Consider the following 1,353-nt stretch of genomic DNA (forward strand, 5'->3'; position numbering starts at 1 on the left):
AGCGTTAATGAGATGGTCAGCCCGTGTGGGAGTCCCGGTAAATCTAAACTGACCGGGGCTCTCACTTACCTGAAGGAGACCTCTCATGGAACCCTTGAAGCTAATCGGCCTGGATATCGGGAAACACACCTTCCATCTCGTAGGGCACGACGCCAAAGGCAAGGAAGTCCTACGCAAAAAATTCAATCGTAAGCGGCTACTTGAGTTCGCTGCAAAGCTCGAACCCTGCACCATAGTGATGGAGTCATGCGGCGGTTCACACTGGCTCGCAAGGAAGCTCAGATCCTTCGGCCATCAAGTGAAATTGATTGCCCCGCAGCATGTGAAACCCTACGTCAGAGGCAATAAAAACGACTACATCGACGCTGAGGCCATCTGCGAAGCTGCCTCCCGTCCCAGGACACACTACGTTGCCATCAAGACTGTTGAGCAACAGCTTCTATCGACGCAACATCGTCTTCGCGAAGCCTTAATCGTCCAGAGGACTCAAACAATCAATCGCATTCACGGGTTCTTGCTTGAGTTCGGAATTGAGTTACCTGCGACAAAAGCTGCGATGAATCAGATTCATCAAATTTTGGACGACCCGGCCGCAGACTTGCCGCAACAGTTGAAGGACTTCATTGAGCATTTGGCAGAAGAGACCAAACGGCTCACCGACGAAATCAAGGCGGTTGATCGTACGATTAAAGAGCAGGTGGGTGCTGATGACGCGGGAACCCGGCTGATGAGCATCCCCGGCATCGGCCCAATCATCGCTAGCGCGCTGCTGGCCGACATCGGGGACGCTTCCAATTTTCGCTCAGCGCGAGACTTCGCCGCTTCATTGGGCCTGGTGCCGAGGCAGTATTCAACGGGTGATCAAACAGTCCTTTTGAACATCAGTAAGCGAGGTGATAAATACCTTCGAAAGCTGATGGTTCAAGGCTCTCGGGCGGTCCTGGTGCGCATCGACAAGCGCAATGATGCTCTGGGAAGTTGGTGCAGGGACTTGCTGACACGAAAACATCCAAACAAGGTCGCCTGCGCCCTAGCCAATAAGTTGGCAAGAATCGTGTGGGCCGTTTTAGTTCACGGAGGAAGCTACAACACCCAGTCCAGGGCTTGACCGAAACCCACACTACCGGCTTTTGCGACGACAGCGATGATGACGATAAACAGCTCAAATCCTGCCTGAGAACCTGGTAAGCAAAACAGCTTTCGAAGCTGAAGCGTTTTTCAAGGACAGGCAGGAGCGACTACTCATCAAGGGCCAGGCGGCAAATTGCCGACTAGGAGCCCGGATACATTAGTGCAAGCATGCTTTACCGCTCATCGCCCGTGGTTGCAGGAGATGGGCTGACCATACATTTG

The 1,353-nt window shown here is 53.1% G+C and carries 1 protein-coding gene; it reads left to right on the forward strand.

Annotation, left to right across the window (positions count from 1 at the left end; translation table 11 throughout):
- Positions 1-85: 85 nt before the first annotated feature.
- Positions 86-1,108 (forward strand): IS110 family RNA-guided transposase, encoded by a 1,023-nt coding sequence (locus AC3A5O_RS28735; protein WP_305470327.1) that lies wholly within the window; start codon positions 86-88, stop codon positions 1,106-1,108.
- Positions 1,109-1,353 lie beyond the last annotated feature (245 nt).

The sequence above is a fragment of the Pseudomonas sp. Soil_N_39 genome, from assembly GCF_057655955.1.

What these genes read in the sequence shown, in the direction of transcription:
- AC3A5O_RS28735 (WP_305470327.1), top strand. Translation starts at nt 86, where the DNA reads ATGGAACCCTTGAAGCTAATCGGCCTGGATATCGGGAAACACACCTTC.